Raw genomic sequence first — 19,371 nt, 5'->3', positions numbered from 1 at the left:
TCATCGACTACTCTCCCGTTCCACTATGCCTCCATTTGGCGCCGTCGGACAGAGTGCGGCACCGGTGATGTCAGCAGCCGAGTTGTGTAGCGAGATCCGAGAAGTCCGCGGCGTTGATGTCGAACTCGTCCGAGTACTCGACATCGGCGGGCGCGTCCGCACCCAACTCGTCCGGGCGCGCAACGAATGCGGTCTTCATGCCGAGGGCGCCGGCGGCTCGGATGTCGTACTTGTGGCTGGCCACCATCATCACATCACCAGGGTCGCAACCCAGGTATCGGCACGCCATCAGGTACGTGCGTGGGTCCGGCTTGAACGCACCGGCCATCTCTGCGGAAAAGATTGCGTCCCAAGGTAGTTGTCCGTGTCTACTGATACTGATGACGGCGCATACATCGGCGTTCGACAGAGTAGCCAGGGCGAACTTGCCGCGCATCCGCAAGAGGCCCGGGACGGCGTCGGGCCAGGGGTCGAGCCGCTGCCAAGCCGCGTTCAGTTCCTCGCGTTCGGCAAGGCCGATCTCCTCGAGGTCTTCCCGCTCGAGGAGAGCATCGAGAGACCGCCTGTAGATGGAGTCGACAGTTGTCCACTGATCCGACAGGTCATCGGGTCTTGATGTCGACTCGAAATACATAGCGCGCCAGCTGTTCACGAACTCCGACCAGTTGACACCCGGGTACCGCATGCCGCAGATTCGTTCCGCCGAGCGGCGAACCGTGGAATGAAAATCGGTGACCGTTCCTTGGACGTCGAACAGGAGAGCCTTCGGGTGCCGGTCAGGTGATGTGTTCATCCATCCCAAGGTACCGATTCCCTCCACTGCACCGTTTCGGTCGATTTGCACGCCTAGCGACCCCTTTTGCGCACATCTCCCCGTTGGTTCGTTGTAGCGTCTTTCTACCGGATCTGCCACCCAGAAGGAGCACGTCCCATGACCTCTCGCCTCAATCCCTATATCAGTTTCGCGGGCAACGCGCGGCAGGCTATGGAGTTCTACCAGAACATCTTCGGTGGCACGTTGTCGATGAGTACGTTCGGCGAATTCGGCATACCGGATGCCGAGAGCGCCGACAAGATCATGCACGCCATTCTCGAATCCGAGAACGGATTCACCCTCATGGGCTCAGACACGCCCCCTTCCGTTGAACACAACCCGGGAACGAACATCGCCATAAGCCTCAACGGAGACGATGCCGACCAACTTCGCGGCTACTGGACCGAACTCTCACGTGGCGGCACTGTGACGGTACCGTTGGAAATGCAAATGTGGGGCGATGAGTTCGGTTCCTGCATAGACCAATTCGGCATCTCGTGGATGGTCGATATCGCTCAACCGCAAGACTGACTTCCGCGACGGATCTCCGTGATACTGGTGTGACGTCGGCGGCGGATCAGCGCACGCAAGGTCGCAGACTTCTGGTAGCCCACGGCGCCGGCTACTGCGTCGGCGCTGAGCGCGGTGGTGCGAAGCAGAAAAGTCGCCTGGTCGAGGCGGACTTCCTGAACGAATTCCATCGGCGACATGCCGAGTACGGAGGCCGTTGTGCGCTGGAGCGTTCGTTCACTCACACCGATCTCACGTGCGACAGTGCTGATCTGTAGCGGTTCCTCGAGATGATCGCGGATCCAGCGTTCGAACGCCATCATCGTGGGATCGGCGGTGGCGAGTAGCGCCGGCACAGCGAAGATCGCCTGGGAGGGCCTGTCCCCGATCAGGAGGTACCTCGCGACGAGATCAGCCAGCGCGGGGCTTTGCTGCTGGACGATCGTCAATGCGAGATCGATGTGCGCGAACGCCGCCCCGGCCGTCGTCACACCATCGTCCTGGGTGAGCGCGCGACGCTCGTCGAGTTCGACGCGGGCATACCGCGCACGAAACGCCGGGCCCAGCCACCAACTCGTCGTCGCCGCCAACCCGTCGAGAACTCCCGCCTCGGCCAGGAAAAACGTTCCACTGCAGGCGGCGGCGAGGGCTGCTCCGGAGCGTCGCCCCTCGGCCACCCAGTCCAATGCGGGGTGCCCACGTACCGTGTCGACGATCTGCGCCGGCGTCCTCACCCCGATTGCGGGCATCACGAGCACGTCTGGCAGCTCGGCGATGTCTTCGAGCGGCGTGGTGACTAGTTCGAGGCCGTGACCGGTGCGAACCGACGGCTCCACCGCCACCGGGACCACCGTGAACGGTGACTGCCCGACGTCTGCGCGTTCGTGCAGAGCGTTCGCCGTCGCCAGTACATCGAGCAGGATGCTCAGTCCCGAGTCGAACACTCCGTCTACGGCCAGGACCGCGACTCTCATGACGGAAACGGTAACAAACATGTCGCTTCCGACGCTCTACATCGCGCACCGCCCACCTAGCGTGATCAGTGGATGTAATCACGAACCAGAACCGAGGAGGCATTGTGGCAGTCGACAGAGGAATACTGGCCCTACTCGAGGCCAAGCCGGGTAAGGGTGGGGATCTGGCGGCCTTCCTCGAACAGGGCCGGGCCCTGGTGTTGGAGGAAGGCGGCACCGTGACCTGGTACGCGTTCAAGCTCAGCGAGACCACGTACGGCATCTTCGACACGTTCAGCGACGAAGACGGTCGTCAGGCGCATCTGACCGGCGCCATCCCTGAAGCTCTGGGCAAGGTCGGACCCGAACTGCTCGCCAAGGATCCCGATATTCGCCCCGTCGACGTGATCGCCGTCAAATAGGCGAAGCGCCCCGAGCGCAATGGCACCGGGAGCGTCCGCCATGTCCGTTTCCGGATATGGCGGTGCATTGTACACTGCTGCAAATCAATTCGATAAAGACGTTACGTAATCCGCGGTGGCACTCGAGTAACCGGGAACGTTCGAGACCAAAACTTGCCCCCAAGCGACACCCGCGAAGCATAGACTGACGGAGAGCGGTGGGTTCCCGCTCGCGCAGGTTGCTTCGTCTACCCAACACCTGGTCTTCGAGGTCGACGGCTCCTTCGATGCCAGGAAGGAGCCTATTTGATGCCACCAAACTCCCCGCGTGAGACGACGAATCTCGAGCAACCGACCCTCCGTGCTTCTCGGCAGTTCGACCAACCGCCGAGACCCACCCGCACCCCTCGGGCCGCTGGCGGACAAGAGGTGAGAGGACGCTTCTTCCACACACCGCGCAGGGTGGCGATCGCCGGCGACTGGCACGCCAATACCGACTACGCACGGCAGGTGATCGCGTACGCAGCCAAGCGGAACGCCGACATCCTGGTGCATCTCGGCGACTTCGGCTACAGCTTCAAGGACAGCTATCTCGACGCGATCGACGCCGCGCTCGCCGCCGAAGACATGGTTCTCGGATTCGTCGAGGGCAACCACGAGGACTTCGATTGGCTTCTCGCGCAACCCGTTGCCGAAGATGGGTTGCGCTACTTGAGAGGACGAATCGTGCATCTCCCGCGGGGGCTGCGTTGGAACTGGGGGCAGACACGCTGCCTGGCGTTGGGCGGTGCCCATTCTATCGACCGATTCCTGCGTACCGAGGGCAAGTCTTGGTGGCCGCAGGAACAGATCAGCGGCGCCGACGTCCGAACGGCTGTCGATGGCGGACCGGTGGATGTCATGTTCTGCCACGACTGCCCCGGCGGTATCGAGGTGCCAGGCATGGCCCGCGACCGTTACGGATTTCCACCGGAGGAACTCGCCGAATCGGAGGCGAACCGCGCCAAGCTGCGGTTTGTCGTGGATCGGGTTCGTCCCTGCCGATTGTGGCACGGCCACTTCCACCACCGATACCGCACGATTCTGGAAGGCGCCGACTATCGAACCGTCATCGACGGCTTGGGTCGGGACAACAACCCGATCGACAACAATATGGTGGTGCTCAATCTCGGCGACGTCGGCTTCCATCCAGCGCTAGGCGGGCGATAGTCCGAAGTCCTCGACGGCCACGGTTCGACACTGGCTACTCGCTGTGCACATGTCTGGACGTACGCATGTCTAGGAATGTGCGTGCAGTGGCTTACCTGCGAGTGCGAGCATTGCCTCGCCGAGGGCTTCGCCCTGAGTTGGATGCGCGTGCAAGAAAGGGGCGACATCGGCAGGCAGCGCCTCCCAGGCCACGGTCAACTGAGCCTCACCGATCAGTTCACCGACCCGGTCGCCGACCATATGAACCCCGACGACGGGTCCATCCTCACCGCTGCCTCCTGCCCGCACGACCTTGATCCCACCCGAGGTCTTCAGGATCTGACTCTTGCCGTTCCCCGCAAGGTCGTACGAGACAGCGGCGACATTGCTGTAACGCTTCCTGGCAACATCCTCACTCAGCCCGACGGATGCGACCTCGGGGTGCGAATACGTCACCCGCGGAATGAGATGCTCGGCGACTGCAGTCGGCAGAAGACCCGCGATCTCCTCAGCAACGAAGATGCCCTGCTGAAACCCCCTGTGCGCCAACTGAAGGCCATTCACGACGTCACCGACGGCATACACACCCTCAGCGGTTGTGCGGAGGCGCTCGTCCGTGACGACGAAATCTCGCTCGAGCGCGATGCCGTGTTCGGCGAATCCGGTATCACCGGTGCGTGGTCCACGTCCCACCGCCACCAACAGAACGTCTGCCTGAAGGACTTCACCGCCGTCCAGTTCGACGGCGACGCCGTCAATCGATTCCTTCGCGGTCGCAACCTTCGCGCCCGTCCTGACGGCGATGCCCCGCCTTCGGAAAGCCCGTTCGAGTTGCTTCGAGCACCACGAATCCTCCCCGGATACCAGTCGGGGAAGCGCTTCGACGACGGTTACTTCAGCCCCGAACGACGCCCAGATGCTGGCGAACTCGACACCGATCACCCCACCGCCCAGAACAATCACGCTCTGTGGTGAGAACTCGAGATTCAGTGCCTGGTCGCTGGTGATGATCCGGTTGCCGAGTTCTATGCCCGGGACCGTGAGGGCATATGAACCCGTTGCCAGCACGACAGACGTTCCCGTGTAACGCGTTCCGCCGACTTCTACCGTCCGATCCCCGAGGTACCGGCCATGTCCGACGACGGTCGTCACCGCGTGATTCGCGACGAGCCCCAGCAATCCCCGGTACAGGCGCTCGACGACGCCGTTCTTGTACTCGTGGACGGCCTCGAGGTCGATGCCTTCGAATCTTGCCCTGACACCGAAGGACTCACTCGATCGGGCGGTGTCCGCAACCTCGGCGGAGCGCAGGAGAGCCTTGGTGGGGATGCATCCGCGGTGCAGACAAGTCCCGCCGACTTTGTCCGACTCGATCAGCGTGACGGAGAGTCCGAGCTGGGCGCAACGAACGGCGCAGGCGTAACCGCCTGACCCCCCACCAAGAATCAGGACGTCACTGTGCGTACCGACCATCACAGTCTTCCCAGCAGGGAGATCGGATTCTCGATGTAATCGGCGAACAGCCTCACGAACCCGCCCGCGACGCCGCCGTCGCAGACGCGGTGATCGAAGCTGAGCGATACCTGGGTCATCTTCCGGACAGCCAGCTGCCCGTTCACGACCCAGGGTTTGTCGATGATTCGTCCTACGCCGAGGATCGCGGCCTCCGGATGGTTGATGATCGGTGTCGAACCGTCAACCCCGAAGACGCCGTAGTTGTTGAGCGTGAACGTGCCCCCGGACAGGCGCGTGGGCGCGAGCTTGCCTTCGCGGGCAAGGGCAGTTGTCTCCCGAAGTTGTTGCGCAAGATCAATTGTCGAGAGGAGATCGGCATTCTCGATGACCGGGACAACCAACCCCTTCGGGGTCTGCGCGGCGACACCCAGATGCACGTGGTCGTACTGGACGATCTCGTTGCGCTCGGTATCGACGGTGGAGTTCAGCTCCGGGAACTGCTTCAGCGCGGCAACGGCCATGCGGGCAAGCAATGCCAGCAGACCCACTCCGCCGCCGTCGTCATCGAGCGAAGCGTTGATCGCCGTGCGGGCGTCGAGGAAGGCCGTTGCATCCACGTCAACCCAGGTGGTGGCGTCCGGTATCTCCCGACGGCTGGCCGACAGCCTGTCTGCGACAGTCTTGCGCAGGCCCTTGATCGGAATCCGCTGATGGTCGCCGGTCTTGTTTGCGGGTGCCGCACCAAGTGCGTTCTCGACGTCCGCCCGGGTGATCACACCGCCCGAGCCGGTTCCCGACACTGTCGACAGGTCGATGCCGTTCCGGAGCGCGAGGCCTCGTACGACCGGGGAGATGACCCGTGCCACGGCGGCGCGGCGCGGTGGCGTCGTGGTCACAACCTGGTCGGTCTGCACGCGCTGGTCGGTCTGCACGCGACGCCGTCGGCGTCGCGTATCTTCACTGGTTCCGTACCCGATCAGAATGCTGCCGGATCCGGCACGTTCCTCTTCCCGGTATTGCTCGTGGCCCGCCGCGCTGACCGTTATCAATGGGGTTCCGACCTTCAGCGTCGAGCCTGCGTCACCGTGCAGTGCCACGACCGTGCCCTCGAACGGAATCGGTACCTCCACCGCCGCCTTGGCGGTCTCGACCTCTACGACCACTTGGTCGATCGCGACCGTATCGCCGACCTTCACCCTCCATTCCGCGATGTCGGCTTCGGTCAGACCCTCGCCGAGGTCGGGAAGCATGAAGACCTGGTCGCTCATACGGGCACCGCCCAGCGGGTGTCTGCGGTGTCGTTCCACTGCAACCGCTCCACACTGTCGAGGACTCGGTCCACGCTGGGAAGATGAAACCGTTCCAGCTTTGGTGGCGGATACGGGATGTCGAAACCACTGACCCGCAGGACGGGAGCGTGCAGGTAGTGAAAGCACCGCTCCTGAACGCGGGCGGCGACTTCCGCCCCAACCCCGGCGAAGCCCTGAGCTTCCTGAACCACGATGCACCGGCCGGTCTTCCGGACCGATGCCATGACCGTCTCGTCATCGAACGGCACGATCGAACGTAGATCGATCACCTCGAGGTCACGACCTTCGGCGGCCGCAGCCTCGGCCGTCTCGAGCGCGACACTCGCCGACGGGCCGTACGCGACGATGGTCGCGTCCCGACCCTGGCGGCGCACAGCAGCCTTCCCGATCGGCGGGCCGGCCCCGAGCTCGACGTCGGCACGGGAGAAATACAGACGCTTGGGTTCGAGAAAGATCACCGGGTCCGGGTCGTCAATGGCCTCACGCAACAGCGTGTACGCGTCCGAGACTGTGGACGGCGCGACGACCTTCAGCCCCGGAGTCTGAGCGTAGTAGGCCTCACTCGAATCGCAGTGGTGCTCGACCCCGCCGATGCCGCCGGCGAACGGGACACGGATCACGATCGGCACCGACAGGGCGCCTTTGGTGCGGTTCCTGATCTTGGCGACGTGGGAGACGATCTGCTCGAACGCGGGGTAGGCGAACGCGTCGAACTGCATCTCCACCACCGGGCGGAATCCGGCCATCGCCATGCCGACCGCGAAGCCGACGATGCCTGACTCTGCCAGTGGAGTGTCGAAGCAGCGGTCCTCGCCGAAGTCGCTGGTCAACCCATCCGTCACGCGGAATACACCCCCGAGAGCACCGACGTCCTCTCCGAAGACGACGACATTCTCGTCTGCGGTGAGCGCATCCCGCAGCGCGGTGTTCAGTGCCTGAGCCATGGTGATCGTGGGCATGGTGTCAGTGCTCCTCGGACTCAGCGGCCAGTTCGGCCTCTACCTGCGCTTGTTGTTCGCGCAGTTGGGGAGTTGGTTCGGCGAAGACGTACCGGAACAGGTCCGTGGGGTCGGCGGGGCGTTCAGCGTTCATACCCTCGCGCAGCGCCGAAGCTGAAGCCTCGGCCTCAGCGGCGAGGGCCGCCGCCGCGTCGTCGTCGAAGAGGCCCTTCTCGCGCAGGTACTTCTCGAGCCGGGCCAACGGGTCGCGTCCGAGCCACTTCTCCACCTCCCCGGCGTCTCGATACCGGGTGGGGTCGTCGGCATTGGTGTGTGCGTCGATCCGGTAGGTCTGCGCTTCCACGATCACCGGACCATTGCCCGCGCGGACGAATCTGGCGGCCTCGTCCATCACCGCCAGCATCGCGACCGGATCGTTGCCGTCTACCTGCTCGCTTCCGATTCCGTAGCCGACACCCTTGTGCGCAAGCGAGGGAGCAGCGCTCTGCTTCGCGATCGGCACGCTGATCGCGAACCCGTTGTTTTGCACCAGGAAGATCACCGGGGCTTTGAACACGCCGGCGAAGTTCAGTGCCTCGTGAAAGTCGCCCTCACTCGTCGCGCCGTCGCCGCAGAACGCCAATGCGATCGTGTCGCGGCCCTTGCGGTTCTCGCCGTAGGCCACGCCCGCGGCGTGGAGCAACTGGGTGGCCAGGGGGGTGCACTGCGGGGCGCTGCGATACCGCGCGGGGTCGTATCCGCAGTGCCATTCACCGGCGAGCATGCCCAGAAGCTCCACCTGGTCGATGCCGCGCGCCATGAGCGCCATCGAATCCCGGTAGGTGGGAAACATCCAATCCGTCGGACGCAGGCACATCGCTCCCGCGATCTGACAGGCATCCTGACCGCGTGCGGACGGGTACACCGCAAGCCTGCCCTGCTTCGTCAACGCAGTGGCTTGTTGATCGAATCGCCTGCCCAGAAACATGTTTCGATACATCTCGACGAGGCGGTCGTCACTGGGCCTCGGATACCGGGCCTCGCTCTCGGTCAACTCACCCGCCGTGTCGAGGTACTGCACCGCATGATCTGCCGGAAGAAACTTCTGATACTGCGGCGCACCCACAGGTTCCATGAGCGTCACATCTACCTCCAAACCCATTGTGTGCAGTAATGCTCCCAATGGATCGACTGATCGACAATGATCCGGCTCGAACCAAGACATACGGCCCAAAATCAGCGCAGTGGCGGCAGATCGTCTCGCTACTGTGTGGTAGACCACAGTAAGGGTGGACAGATGGCCGACGATACATCACGCACATACGTACTCGACGCGACCGACCGACGCATCATCAGGGAACTCGTCGCAGACGGACGAATCTCGATTCGAGCCCTTGCGGAGAAAACGCATATCTCCCGCGCACACGCTTACATGCGGATCGGACGTCTGCAAGACGCTGGGATCATCGAGGGTTTCACCACCCACATCGCCCACGACAAGGCCGGGCTCGGTTCCTCCGCGTTCATCGCCCTCTCCATCAAGCAGGACTCGTGGCGCGGAATTGCGTCCCAATTGCGCAATCTGCCCTTTGTCGAGCACTATTCGCTGCTCGGCGGCGATTTCGACGTTCTGGTGCTGGTCCGGTCACCCGACAACCGTGCGCTCCGCCACCTTGTGCTCGAGCAACTGCAAGGCCTAGAGGGCGTGCTGTCCACCAAGACGTGGCTGATCTTCGAAGAGGCGAACGGGCCAGGGGCGGAGTGGGTATGAGCGCTTTGCCCGAATTGTCCGATCTCGGGCCGACTGACCGCGAGATGTTCATTGACAATCGAATGGCTCTGTGGACATGATCCGAATCGCACCACAGGTGAGCAATCACTATGCGATGAGGTACGGCACATGAGCGAAATCGACGACGCCGCACTCGAAAGCCTCGCGCACACCGTTTTGGTTCGGGAAGCCGCCGGACTGTCCGCTTTGGCCGATTCGGTCGGACCGAGCGTCGTGCACGTCGCACGCATCGTGGTCGATACTCCCGGCAAGATCATCACCACCGGTTCGGGAACGTCGGGAATCATGGCGGCACGCCTGGCCCATCTACTCTCCGTGTGCGGCACACCGGCCCTGTACCTGGCCGCCACGGATGCGCTCCACGGCGGAATGGCGGCGATCGGCACCGACGACCTCGTGCTGGCAATCTCCAAGACCGGACGCTCCGGTGAGCTGACCGAACTGGCGGCCCGCCTCGTGAGCCACGGCGTTCGCGTAGTCGCGGTCACGGAGAACTCCGGGTCCCCTTTCGCGGCTGCCGCCACCGACGTGGCCGAGCTGCCCGCCACAGCCCACGATGCCGACCCGGGCGACATGATTGCCCTGACCAGCACACTCGCGGTCGGCGCATGGGGCGACGCCGTCGGTGTCGTGGCAATGGCTCTCACCGGACGCACGATCCACGACGTCGTTCGATCCCACCCCGCAGGTGGCGTCGGCACTCGCGAGGACCTGCTCGACGACAACAGACCTGTGGTCGGGCTTTGACCCGCCCGGTCGTTCTCGGCATCGACTCGTCGACCCAGTCCTGCAAGGCCGAGATCCGGGACGCGGATACCGGCGCACTGCTCGCCTCCGGGTCTGCGCCGCACACACCTGCTTTCCCGCCGTGTAGCGAACAGGATCCACGATCATGGTGGGACGCCATGGTCGCCGCAGTCCGCACAGCTCTGTCTGGCGCGGGACCGGTCGATGTGCGCGCGCTGTCGGTCGCCGCACAGTGTCACGGACTCGTGCTTCTCGGCTCGGACGGACAGCCTCTGCGGCCTGCCAAGTTGTGGAACGACACCACGGGAGCACCTCAACTGTCCGTGCTCGTCGAGCGCATCGGCGGACCCCGGTGGGTGCGACGGATCGGCACGCTGCCGACGGCTGCATTCACGATCGCCAAGCTGGCCTGGGTTGCCGAGCACGAACCGTCGATTCTCGATCGGACCCGTCACATCCTGCTTCCTCACGACTACCTCGTCTACCGACTCACGGGCCGGGCCGTCACCGACCGGTCCGATGCCTCCGGCACAGGCTATTTCGACGCCACCACCTCTGCCTGGTTGCCGGATTACCTCGAGATCGCTGCGGGAGAACGGGATTGGCTCCCCCTGCTGCCAACAGTTCTCGGCGCCGCTGAACCCGCCGAAGTCGTATCAGACTATGCCGCAGCCGAATTAGGCCTGACGGACACGACGCTGGTTGGCGCCGGCGCGGGCGACCAGCACGCCGCCTACCTCGGCCTGGGGTTGAGCGACGGAGACCAGTACATCGGGCTGGGAACGTCCGGTGTCGTCGCGACCTCGTCGCGCACCCCGGTATTCGACGCGACCGGCACCATCAGCGGAGTAGCCGACACCACCGGCGGCTATCTTCCTCTCGTCTGCACGCTCAACGCTGCACGGGTCGGCGACACCGCGGCACGCATCCTCGGGACCGACCACGCCGGACTTTCCACACTCGCACTCGCCGCAGGCTCGGCCCCGGGGCCGGTGCTCGTTCCGTTCCTCGACGGCGAACGCACCCCGAACCGCCCCAATGCGCGAGGTCTGCTGTCCGACATCACTTCGGCCACCACCCGCGAGGAGATGGCTCGCGCATTCCTCGAAGGTCCGCTGCTGTCGCTGTTGGACCACCGAGATGCGTTGCGTTCCTACGGGTTGCGCTGTGACGGTCCGATGACAGCCGTTGGCGGCGGAACCCGCTCTCGTGCCACACTCGCACTCCTCGCCGATCTCTCGGGCGACGTGGTCACCGTGCCCGACGCGGGCGAGGCCAGTGCACGAGGCGCGTGCGTGCAGGCCGCCGCGGTCTGCGCGGGCACCGACGTCGAGGGCATGGTCACCGTGGCTCGGCGTTGGGCACCGCCCCCACGAATCACGGTGGAACCTCGCGATACCGGCCGCGATATCGCAGCGGTGCGCGCACGCTGGGCAGAGTGTGCAGGCGTCGACACACTCGACCGCGCAAGAGCGGCCACCCGATAATCGTCTCCCGGAAGGAACAACCGATGACTGCAGCCACTCGCACACCGTTCGACCTGACCGGAAGGACCGCTCTGGTCACCGGCGGGAATCAGGGACTCGGCCGCGCATTCGCACTCGGTCTCGCCGACGCCGGCGCACGCGTCGCTATCGCCGGACGCAACACCGAACGCAACAAGGAGGTGGTCACCGAAGCAGCCTCCAAGGGATACGAATTCGCGCCGATCACCGCCGATGTCACCTCCCGTGCCGATGTCGACCGTATGACCGGAGAGGCCATCGACGCGCTCGGACACATCGACATCCTTGTCAACAACGCAGGCATCGGCGTTCACAACGATTCCTGGGATGTCACCGAGGAACAGTGGGATTCCGTGTTCGACCTCAATGTGAAAGCACTGTGGCAGTGCAGTATTGCCGTGGGTGCTCACATGCGCGAGCGGGGCGGGGGATCAATCGTCAACCTTGGCTCGATGTCGGGCATCATCGTCAATCGCCCGCAGATGCAGCCGGCCTACAACGCATCGAAAGCGGCCGTGCACCACCTCACCAAATCACTGGCCGCCGAGTGGGCACCGCTCGGTATCCGAGTCAACGCGTTGGCACCCGGCTATGTGTTGACCCCAGGTTCGCCGGTCGAGAATCCCGAATTCAAGCGGTACTGGGTCGACGACGCACCCCAACAGCGGTTTGCAATGCCGGAGGAGATCGCCCCCAGCGTCGTCTTCCTCGCCAGCGACGCCGCCAGTTTCATCACCGGATCCGTCCTCGTTGCCGACGGCGGCTACACGATTTGGTGAGGTCGAACAGAATCATCGGATAATCCCTTCGGCCGGTGACGACCGGGTTCTCTCGGTGCTATTATCTGCGCATGAATGCAGATACTGTTGCTACCTGTCGGCGGAGGTTGCCGGACGACCAGGTCGATCTGGTGGTAGGGGTGTTTCGCATGCTGTCCGATTCGACTCGGGTGCAGATCTTGTGGGCCTTGACGGGCAGAGAACTGTCGGTCAACGACCTCGCCGAGCACGTCGGAAAGCCTGCACCATCGGTGTCGCAGCATCTGGCAAAGCTTCGGATGTCCCGCCTGGTCCGCTCCCGGAAAGAGGGCACCCAGGTGATCTACCGCTTGGAAAACGAACACGTTCGCCAACTCGTCACCGACGCGGTATTCAATGCCGAACATGCCGGACCCGGCATTCCCGGGCATCACCGCACCAGCGAAGACTTGCGCAGTCTGCATCAAGGGTTCGACGATCCAGGGTTCGACGATCCAGGGTTCGACGCCGCACCGAAGCGTGGGCCGGAGAATCCGGCATGAGCCACACATCGAACCGCGTCCCGCCCGCGCATGACCACGGGCATGGCCACGGCCACGGCCACGGGCACGGGCGCGGCGGCCGGATCGGTGCGGCTGTTCGCGAGGTGTTCGCGCCGCACAGTCACGACGCGGCCGACAGCGTCGACGATGCCCTCGAGTCCAGTGCCATCGGAATCCGGGCTGTCAAGATCAGCCTCGTAATCCTCGGCGCCACCGCTCTCATTCAGCTCGCGATCGTCGCCGTCTCCGGATCGGTGGCGCTGTTGGCTGACACGGTGCACAACTTTTCCGACGCACTGACTGCGATACCGCTGTGGATTGCGTTCGCGCTGGGCAGACGGGCCGCCACCCGCCGCTACACCTACGGTTTCGGGCGGGCCGAAGATCTCGCCGGATTGTTCGTAGTCGCGATGATCACCCTGTCTGCGGTGATCGCCGGGGTCGAGGCGGTGCGACGGCTGATCAACCCTGTCCCGATCGAACACGTCGGCTGGGTGGCGGTTGCCGGATTCGTCGGGTTCCTCGGCAACGAAATCGTCGCCGGGTATCGCATCCGAGTCGGGCGTCGGATCGGTTCCGCGGCATTGGTTGCCGACGGATTGCACGCTCGCACAGACGGATTCACTTCGTTGGCAGTGCTGTTCGGCGCCGGCGGCGTTGCGCTGGGCTTTCCGCTCGCGGACCCGATCGTCGGACTCGTCATCACCGTGGCGATCCTCGCGATTCTGCGCAGCGCGGCGCGAGATGTACTGCGCCGCCTCATGGACGGCGTCGACCCCGAACTCGTCGAAGCCGCCGAGCAATCCCTGTCCACCGAACCCGGCGTTCGCCAAGTGCGTAGCTTGCGGATGAGGTGGATCGGGCACCGCCTTCACGCCGACGTCGAGCTCGACATCGACCCCTCCACCAGCCTGGCCGACGCGCATCGGCTGGCACACGAGGCCGAACACACTCTCACCCACGCGGTGCCGAAGCTCTCCACCGCGCTCGTGCACGCCTATCCGGCACACAGAGCGATCGTTTCTGGAGGCCGCTGAAACAGGCACACAACATATTTCGTCCCAATGTTCCGATTCGGACACCGCTGCGGCCTATGAGCCCGACGGATAGGCTGGCCGACGTGGATGTTCTCCTCGGTATCGACATGGGGACTGGCAGCAGCAAGGGCGTGCTGGTGACGCCGGACGGCGTCGTCGTCGCCTCACACCAACTTCCCCATGAGATGTCTCTGCCACGGCCGGGTTGGGCGGAGGTGGATGCGGAGAAGGTCTGGTGGGCGGATGTTTGCCGGATCAGCAAGACTCTGCTCGACAGCAGACCACCGGGTTCGCGCGTCGCGGGAATATGCGTGAGCGGAGTGGGGCCCTGCCTGGTGCTGTGCGACGAGAACGTGTCCCCGGTGCGGCCCGCAATCCTGTACGGAATCGATACTCGGGCTTCCGTCGAGATCCGCGAGCTCACGGATTTGTTCGGAGCCGACAACATTCTGGCCCGCGGGGGTAAGGCACTGTCGAGTCAAGCGGTCGGTCCGAAGATCGAATGGGTACGCAAGAACGAACCGGACGTCTTCGCGCGGGCTGCGCGCTGGTACGGCTCCAACTCTTACATTGCCGCGAAGCTCACCGGCGAGTACGTCTTGGACCATCCCACCGCGAGCGCATGCGATCCGCTGTATTCGATCCGCGACTTCCGCTGGAACACTGATTGGGCAGAGAGGATCCTCGCCGGACTGCCTCTTCCGCGGCTCGTCTGGCCTGCCGAGGTGGTCGGCACCGTGCATGCAAGCGCCGCGAGCGAAACCGGCATTCCAGAGGGGACGCCGGTGGTCGCGGGCACGTTGGACGCGCTGGCCGACACGGTGAGCATCGGTGTCCGCCGACCGGGTGATCTGATGCTCATGTACGGGTCGACGATGTTTCTGGTGCAGGTGCTCGAGGAGTTCCATACCAGCCCGGCGCTGTGGACTACCGCCGGCGTGCAGGAGGATACGCACACTCTCTCGGGCGGTACCGCGACGGCGGGCACTCTGACGAACTGGCTTCAGAGCATCACGGGTGAAGCCTCTTTCGAGGAACTCACGGCAGAGGCGGCTGCGGTCCCGCCGGGATCGGACGGGCTGCTGGTGCTGCCGTACCTTGCCGGTGAGCGAACCCCGATCTTCGACCCCGATGCACGCGGTGTGGTCGCCGGACTGACCCTCCGGCACGGCCGCGGTCACCTTTTTCGGGCATCGTACGAGGGCATCGCATTCGGTACCAGGCAGATTCTCGAGATGTTCGACGATGCAGACGCACCGGTCGAGAGGGTGGTCGCCGTCGGGGGCGGGTTGCGCAGCCCGATCTGGGCGCAGGCACTCAGCGACATCACCGGTCGCACCCAGCTACTACCCGATCAGACGATCGGAGCCAGCTACGGCGACGGACTACTTGCCGCGATCGGTGTGGGACTTGTTCCACCCAATACTGATTGGGCGCGAATCGCGACCGAGATCGAACCGAATCCGGAGTACCGCGAGCGCTACGACCAGCTGTATGAAACGTGGCTCCGAATCTATCCGTCCACGCGCGAACAGATGCACCGGCTGGCCCGATTCAACGCATGATCTCCGATCGTCTGGGTATCCACCCATCGGGACACCCGGTCACCGGGTTGCTCAGCCACCACTGTTGCTCGGCCACCAATCGGGAGAAGCGATGTCGCAAACTATGCAGGCCGTGATCTGTCATGGTCCACGGGACTACAGACTCGAGGAAATACCGGTTCCCGTTCCAGGGCCCGGTGAGGCACTCGTGCAAGTCGAGGCCGTCGGCATCTGCGCGAGCGACCTGAAGTGCTACTACGGTGCGGCCAAATTCTGGGGCGACGAGACCCGGCCCGCGTGGGCGGAAACCGAGGTGATACCCGGCCATGAGTTCGCCGGCAAGATAGCGCAGATCGATGACGAGGGTGCTGCCCGGTGGGGCGTCGAGGTCGGAGATCGGGTGGTGTCCGAACAAATCGTCCCGTGCTGGAAATGCCGGTATTGCGAGCGGGGTCTGTACCACATGTGCAAGCCGCACGATATGTATGGATTCAAGCGTCGCACGCCGGGTGCGATGGCGAAATACATGATCTACCCGGTCGACGCGCTGGTGTACAAGATCTCCAAAAAACTCCCGCCGGCGCACGCAGCCTTCACCGAGCCACTGTCGTGCTCACTCCACGCGGTCGAACGTGCCGGCATCACCTTCGACGACGTCGTGGTCGTCGCCGGGTGCGGCCCGATCGGGCTCGGCATGGTGATCGGCGCGCGGTCGAAGAATCCCGCTCATGTCATCGCCCTGGACCTGGTACCCGAGAAGCTCGAGCTTGCCAAGGAATGTGGGGCGGACATCGTCGTCGATATCGCCGACGAAGACGCCGAGAAGGTCGTCATGGATCTCACCGACGGCTACGGAGCCGATGTCTATCTGGAGGGAACAGGCCACCCCTCGGCGGTAACCCAGGGATTGAGCCTCTTGCGCAAGTTGGGAAGGTACGTCGAATACGGCGTCTTCGGCAGCGACGCCACAGTCGACTGGAGCATCATCAGCGACGACAAGGAACTCGACGTTCTCGGCGCGCACCTCGGGCCACATTGCTGGCCCGCAGCCATCCGAATGCTCGAGTCGGGTGAGCTGCCGATGGACAAAATCTGCAGCCACCAGCTACCACTCGCCGACTTCCAGAAGGGGCTCGATCTGGTGGCCGGCGGAACCGAATCGGTCAAAGTGTCGCTCATCCCGTCCTGACCGACTGGATTGGGGCCTGTGAGCCGAACCGCCCCCCGGAGAGGGCAACCCATCGGCTCGGTCGCGGGTCGGTGAACTTCTATCTGTTCCGTCACATACCCCCGGGGGTAATTGCATACCCCCACGGGTATATGGCAATCTCGGTGCAGCAAGCAAAGAGACTTCCCTTTCCGGAGGTAGCAAGATGATCCTCGAGCAGTACTACATCGAGTGCCTGTCGCATGCGTCCTACTTGATCGGCGACGAGAGCACGGGACGTGCCGTCGTGGTCGATCCGCGACGTGACATCACCGAGTACCTTGCCGACGCCCGCCGATTCGGGTTGACCATCGAGGGAGTGATCAACACTCACTTCCACGCAGATTTCGTTTCCGGGCATCTGGAACTGATCGACGCGACCGGCGCGTGGATCGGATTCGGCGAGGCCGCCGAGACCGAATACCCGATCCGCCGACTCCGGCACGGCGAGCACATCAGCCTCGGCGAGGTCGATATCGGAATCTTGTCGACCCCAGGACACACGTGGGAGTCGATCAGCCTGCTGGTCCGCGAGCGACCGCAGGCGCTCCCGTCCGCCGTACTGACCGGCGATTCGCTGTTCATCGGCGATGTGGGCCGCCCCGACCTGGTCAATCTCGGTGATGGCTCCAACACCGACCTGGCCCGAGCCATGTATCACACCATCCACCGGACGCTGCTGACCCTGCCTGATTCGGTGACGGTGATGCCTGCGCACGGCGCCGGCTCGTCCTGCGGGAAGAACCTGTCGGCGGAGCTGACCTCGACCATCGGTGAGCAACGCCGCACCAACCCGTCCGTGCAACCGATGAGCGAGGACGCGTTCGTCGCTCTGATCACCGATGGGCAGCCCGCGGTACCCGCGTACTTCTCCGTCGACGCGGCCCTGAACAAGGCCACTCATCCCTTGCTCGACCAACACCGCCATATCCCCGCAGTGTCCGCGGCGCAACTGCGCACCGAACTCGCTTCCGGTACTCGGGTGCTTGATGCCCGTACCCCAGACGACTTCGCCGACGGACACCTGAAGGGGTCGGTCAACGTCGGATTCGACGGCCGGTTCGCCGAGACCGGGGGCATGGTCGCCCAGATCGGGGAGAGGATCTTGCTGATCACTTACCCTGGGCAGGAGCAGGATGCGGCGATGCGGCTCGCGCGCATCGGCTCCGATCACGCGGAGGGCTACCTGACCGTGGACGTCGATGGTGCCTTTCCTGCAGAACTGGCTGACCTCATGCAAACCTCGCCGAGGGTCACAGCCGCGGAACTGGATCGGTTGCTCGCTGCGGAGGCCGTGATGCTCGTCGATATCCGCAATCCAGCCGAGCGCGAGTTCGGAGTAATCCCGGGTGCTGTGTCGATTCCGCTGGCGCAGATGCTTTTCCGACTCGATGATCTCCCCCACGATCGTCCGATCGTGGTGCATTGCGCCGGCGGGTGGCGTTCCAGCGTCGCCGCGTCGCTGTTGCGTGCTCGAGGATTTGAGCAGGTCAGCGACCTCGTCGGCGGCTACGACGAATGGGCTGCGCACAAGATTCTCGGCTCGTGACGTAACACGGCGAAGGCGCAGTAGCGGTCAGACGACAGAGCATCGCCACCTCGTCGAAGGAATCCGTGAAACCTGTAGCCGGACAAACGAACAGAACTGCTAGGAGAGATGATCATGTGTTATCCCACGACCTGCTCGCAATGCGCAAAAACGACCTGGGGCGGATGCGGCCAACACGCCGACGGCGTCATGAGATCCGTGCCCGCCTCCGAGCGGTGCACATGCGACAAGGAATCCGCCCCACCGGCGAAGCCGGGGTTCTTCCGCGCGCTCTTCGGATCTTGATCTACCGACAGGCTACGGGTGCATCGCCACCTACACAGGTAGACGGGTCTGAATAGAACGACTGATAGAGAGATTGGGTATGCGTGAGATAGACCTCGACCAATTTGCCGAGAACTGGGCCGACGGCGTTCCCATCATCGATGTGCGCGAACCGTGGGAGTACGCCACCGGGCACGTCCCCGGCGCGGTGCTGATACCGCTCGGCCAGTTGGATAGCCGAACCGCGGACATCTCCGACGGGGACGTGGTCTACGTGATCTGCGCGTCCGGCAACCGGAGCGTGCAGGGAGCACGCATTGTTGAAGCCGCTGGCCGAACGGCAGTCTCGGTTGCCGGCGGCACCTCTGGATGGGCCGCATTGGGCAGGCCGCTGGAAGCCGGTGGCCAGACGTGAGCGGGCCTGCACTCGACCTTGCCGAACATCAGCTTCTGCCAGTGAGAACCCTGTGTGGGGGTGGGGCATTGCACAATCGACCCACCCCGCACGTATACCCGTGGGGGTATTATTGATCGGATAGCCCAACGAAAGGAAGCAGTCATGGTCGGTAACGAAGACAGCACCGCAGTGGTACTCAACCGACTACGCCGGGCACACGGGCAACTTGCCGGCGTGATTTCCATGATCGAGGAGGGACGCGACTGCAAGGACGTCGTTACCCAACTCGCTGCGGTATCCCGGGCACTCGACAAAGCCGGCTTCAAGATCGTCGCAGCCGGGCTGCGTGAATGCCTCACCGGTGACACCCAGGAGAACACGCAGCCAATGACCGAAGCGGAACTCGAGAAGCTCTTCCTCTCTCTCGCTTGATCTCACGGTGGGGGGCGGCCCGGTGACG

20 protein-coding genes are annotated in these 19,371 nt (G+C 63.9%); 14 read left to right on the top strand and 6 right to left on the bottom strand.

Features of this window, described 5'->3' with window-relative positions; all coding sequences use genetic code 11:
• Positions 1-70 precede the first annotated feature (70 nt).
• Positions 71-793, bottom strand: a complete 723-nt coding sequence (locus BFN03_RS19090; protein WP_070381094.1) for a haloacid dehalogenase type II — start codon at positions 791-793, stop codon at positions 71-73.
• Between the two features lie 138 nt (positions 794-931).
• On the opposite strand from BFN03_RS19090, the gene BFN03_RS19085 reads away from it, so the two are divergent.
• Positions 932-1,345 (top strand): VOC family protein, encoded by a 414-nt coding sequence (locus BFN03_RS19085; protein ID WP_070380329.1) that lies wholly within the window; start codon positions 932-934, stop codon positions 1,343-1,345.
• On the opposite strand, the gene BFN03_RS19080 is transcribed toward BFN03_RS19085, so the two are convergent.
• Complete coding sequence (locus BFN03_RS19080; RefSeq protein ID WP_070380328.1) at positions 1,330-2,298, bottom strand: GlxA family transcriptional regulator; 969 nt, start codon at positions 2,296-2,298, stop codon at positions 1,330-1,332. The genes BFN03_RS19085 and BFN03_RS19080 overlap by 16 nt on opposite strands.
• Positions 2,299-2,402: 104 nt before the next feature.
• Between BFN03_RS19080 and BFN03_RS19075 the strand changes: the two genes are divergently transcribed.
• Positions 2,403-2,699 (top strand): putative quinol monooxygenase, encoded by a 297-nt coding sequence (locus BFN03_RS19075; RefSeq protein ID WP_070381093.1) that lies wholly within the window; start codon positions 2,403-2,405, stop codon positions 2,697-2,699.
• A gap of 288 nt (positions 2,700-2,987) precedes the next feature.
• Positions 2,988-3,887, top strand: a complete 900-nt coding sequence (locus BFN03_RS19070; RefSeq protein ID WP_084385699.1) for a metallophosphoesterase family protein — start codon at positions 2,988-2,990, stop codon at positions 3,885-3,887.
• A 69-nt stretch (positions 3,888-3,956) separates the two neighbouring features.
• On the opposite strand, the gene lpdA is transcribed toward BFN03_RS19070, so the two are convergent.
• From lpdA to pdhA, 4 genes are read right to left on the bottom strand one after another with little or no spacing between them, the layout of a single operon-like run.
• Entirely contained in the window at positions 3,957-5,339 is a 1,383-nt protein-coding gene (lpdA, locus tag BFN03_RS19065) for a dihydrolipoyl dehydrogenase (RefSeq protein WP_070380327.1), read from the bottom strand.
• Positions 5,339-6,589, bottom strand: coding sequence for a dihydrolipoamide acetyltransferase family protein (locus BFN03_RS19060; RefSeq protein ID WP_070380326.1), 1,251 nt, complete (start codon positions 6,587-6,589; stop codon positions 5,339-5,341). The genes lpdA and BFN03_RS19060 overlap by 1 nt, the downstream gene beginning before the upstream one ends.
• Positions 6,586-7,590, bottom strand: coding sequence for an alpha-ketoacid dehydrogenase subunit beta (locus tag BFN03_RS19055; RefSeq protein ID WP_070380325.1), 1,005 nt, complete (start codon positions 7,588-7,590; stop codon positions 6,586-6,588). Before BFN03_RS19055 ends, BFN03_RS19060 begins: the two co-directional genes overlap by 4 nt.
• Before the next feature lie 4 nt (positions 7,591-7,594).
• Positions 7,595-8,713, bottom strand: a complete 1,119-nt coding sequence (pdhA, locus tag BFN03_RS19050; RefSeq protein ID WP_232320364.1) for a pyruvate dehydrogenase (acetyl-transferring) E1 component subunit alpha — start codon at positions 8,711-8,713, stop codon at positions 7,595-7,597.
• Positions 8,714-8,866: 153 nt separating this feature from the next.
• Here pdhA and BFN03_RS19045 point away from each other — a divergent pair, with 153 nt between their 5' ends.
• The 11 genes from BFN03_RS19045 (at position 8,867) to BFN03_RS18995 (ending at position 19,343) form a co-directional block, all read left to right on the top strand.
• Entirely contained in the window at positions 8,867-9,340 is a 474-nt protein-coding gene (locus BFN03_RS19045) for an Lrp/AsnC family transcriptional regulator (RefSeq protein WP_070380323.1), read from the top strand.
• Positions 9,341-9,469: 129 nt separating this feature from the next.
• On the top strand, positions 9,470-10,108 hold the full coding sequence (locus BFN03_RS19040) for an SIS domain-containing protein (protein ID WP_070380322.1): 639 nt from the start codon (positions 9,470-9,472) through the stop codon (positions 10,106-10,108).
• Entirely contained in the window at positions 10,105-11,595 is a 1,491-nt protein-coding gene (locus tag BFN03_RS19035) for a xylulokinase (protein ID WP_070380321.1), read from the top strand. Before BFN03_RS19040 ends, BFN03_RS19035 begins: the two co-directional genes overlap by 4 nt.
• A 23-nt stretch (positions 11,596-11,618) precedes the next feature.
• Entirely contained in the window at positions 11,619-12,392 is a 774-nt protein-coding gene (locus tag BFN03_RS19030; RefSeq protein WP_070380320.1) for an SDR family NAD(P)-dependent oxidoreductase, read from the top strand.
• Between the two features lie 71 nt (positions 12,393-12,463).
• Complete coding sequence (locus BFN03_RS19025) at positions 12,464-12,913, top strand: ArsR/SmtB family transcription factor (RefSeq protein WP_070381091.1); 450 nt, start codon at positions 12,464-12,466, stop codon at positions 12,911-12,913.
• Positions 12,910-13,950, top strand: a complete 1,041-nt coding sequence (locus BFN03_RS19020) for a cation diffusion facilitator family transporter (RefSeq protein ID WP_070380319.1) — start codon at positions 12,910-12,912, stop codon at positions 13,948-13,950. Before BFN03_RS19025 ends, BFN03_RS19020 begins: the two co-directional genes overlap by 4 nt.
• Positions 13,951-14,033: 83 nt before the next feature.
• Positions 14,034-15,515 carry an FGGY-family carbohydrate kinase gene (locus tag BFN03_RS19015; RefSeq protein ID WP_070381090.1) on the top strand — a complete coding sequence of 494 codons (1,482 nt, stop codon included), beginning with the start codon at positions 14,034-14,036 and terminating at the stop codon, positions 15,513-15,515.
• 91 nt (positions 15,516-15,606) lie between these two features.
• Positions 15,607-16,683 (top strand): zinc-binding dehydrogenase, encoded by a 1,077-nt coding sequence (locus BFN03_RS19010; RefSeq protein WP_070380318.1) that lies wholly within the window; start codon positions 15,607-15,609, stop codon positions 16,681-16,683.
• Positions 16,684-16,867: 184 nt separating this feature from the next.
• The gene (locus BFN03_RS19005) at positions 16,868-18,250 is read left to right on the top strand and encodes an MBL fold metallo-hydrolase (protein WP_070380317.1); all 1,383 of its coding nucleotides are present in this window, start codon (positions 16,868-16,870) and stop codon (positions 18,248-18,250) included.
• Between the two features lie 364 nt (positions 18,251-18,614).
• On the top strand, positions 18,615-18,929 hold the full coding sequence (locus BFN03_RS19000) for a rhodanese-like domain-containing protein (protein ID WP_070380316.1): 315 nt from the start codon (positions 18,615-18,617) through the stop codon (positions 18,927-18,929).
• 144 nt (positions 18,930-19,073) lie between these two features.
• Positions 19,074-19,343, top strand: a complete 270-nt coding sequence (locus tag BFN03_RS18995; protein ID WP_070380315.1) for a metal-sensitive transcriptional regulator — start codon at positions 19,074-19,076, stop codon at positions 19,341-19,343.
• Positions 19,344-19,371: the final 28 nt, after the last annotated feature.

Source organism: Rhodococcus sp. WMMA185 (genome assembly GCF_001767395.1).
GTDB lineage: Bacteria > Actinomycetota > Actinomycetes > Mycobacteriales > Mycobacteriaceae > Rhodococcus_F.
The sequence above is the reverse complement of the archived record's forward strand: the minus strand, read 5'-3'. Positions and strand labels throughout refer to the sequence as shown.

What these genes read in the sequence shown, in the direction of transcription:
- BFN03_RS19005 (WP_070380317.1), top strand. Translation starts at nt 16,868, where the DNA reads ATGATCCTCGAGCAGTACTACATCGAGTGCCTGTCGCATGCGTCCTAC.
- BFN03_RS19025 (WP_070381091.1), top strand. Translation starts at nt 12,464, where the DNA reads ATGAATGCAGATACTGTTGCTACCTGTCGGCGGAGGTTGCCGGACGAC.
- BFN03_RS19010 (WP_070380318.1), top strand. Translation starts at nt 15,607, where the DNA reads ATGTCGCAAACTATGCAGGCCGTGATCTGTCATGGTCCACGGGACTAC.
- BFN03_RS19040 (WP_070380322.1), top strand. Translation starts at nt 9,470, where the DNA reads ATGAGCGAAATCGACGACGCCGCACTCGAAAGCCTCGCGCACACCGTT.
- BFN03_RS19070 (WP_084385699.1), top strand. Translation starts at nt 2,988, where the DNA reads ATGCCACCAAACTCCCCGCGTGAGACGACGAATCTCGAGCAACCGACC.
- BFN03_RS19000 (WP_070380316.1), top strand. Translation starts at nt 18,615, where the DNA reads ATGCGTGAGATAGACCTCGACCAATTTGCCGAGAACTGGGCCGACGGC.
- BFN03_RS19020 (WP_070380319.1), top strand. Translation starts at nt 12,910, where the DNA reads ATGAGCCACACATCGAACCGCGTCCCGCCCGCGCATGACCACGGGCAT.
- BFN03_RS19045 (WP_070380323.1), top strand. Translation starts at nt 8,867, where the DNA reads ATGGCCGACGATACATCACGCACATACGTACTCGACGCGACCGACCGA.
- BFN03_RS18995 (WP_070380315.1), top strand. Translation starts at nt 19,074, where the DNA reads ATGGTCGGTAACGAAGACAGCACCGCAGTGGTACTCAACCGACTACGC.
- BFN03_RS19055 (WP_070380325.1), bottom strand. Translation starts at nt 7,590, where the DNA reads ATGCCCACGATCACCATGGCTCAGGCACTGAACACCGCGCTGCGGGAT.
- lpdA (WP_070380327.1), bottom strand. Translation starts at nt 5,339, where the DNA reads ATGGTCGGTACGCACAGTGACGTCCTGATTCTTGGTGGGGGGTCAGGC.
- BFN03_RS19080 (WP_070380328.1), bottom strand. Translation starts at nt 2,298, where the DNA reads ATGAGAGTCGCGGTCCTGGCCGTAGACGGAGTGTTCGACTCGGGACTG.
- BFN03_RS19030 (WP_070380320.1), top strand. Translation starts at nt 11,619, where the DNA reads ATGACTGCAGCCACTCGCACACCGTTCGACCTGACCGGAAGGACCGCT.
- BFN03_RS19085 (WP_070380329.1), top strand. Translation starts at nt 932, where the DNA reads ATGACCTCTCGCCTCAATCCCTATATCAGTTTCGCGGGCAACGCGCGG.
- BFN03_RS19090 (WP_070381094.1), bottom strand. Translation starts at nt 793, where the DNA reads ATGAACACATCACCTGACCGGCACCCGAAGGCTCTCCTGTTCGACGTC.
- BFN03_RS19060 (WP_070380326.1), bottom strand. Translation starts at nt 6,589, where the DNA reads ATGAGCGACCAGGTCTTCATGCTTCCCGACCTCGGCGAGGGTCTGACC.